This window comes from Bradyrhizobium sp. Ken51 (assembly GCF_055807435.1).
In genome coordinates, this window is the sequence record NZ_JBVVPB010000195.1 from 1 (window position 1) to 247 (window position 247).

The window sequence follows — 247 nt, forward strand, 5'->3', positions numbered from 1 at the left end:
TTTTCGCGGGGAAACAGCACTTCCGGGAATTTCTGCAGTCCGATGAATCGATATCATCGCGGACGCTTGCGGAGCGGCTTCAAACGCTGCAAGAAGGCGGCGTGCTTACCCGTCATGACGACCCTACGCATAAACTGAAGGCGATTTATCGCCTTACGGAGGCGGGCATTGATCTGCTGCCTGTCCTCGCCGAGCTTGGCTTATGGGGCAGCAAATATCGTAATGCTGATCCGGATCTTGGTGCGAT

Annotated in this window: 1 protein-coding gene; it reads left to right on the top strand. The window is 55.1% G+C overall.

Features of this window, described 5'->3' with window-relative positions; genetic code table 11:
• On the top strand, positions 1 to 247 hold a 247-nt coding region (locus tag AC0L27_RS41455), incomplete at both ends, for a winged helix-turn-helix transcriptional regulator (RefSeq protein WP_473323922.1).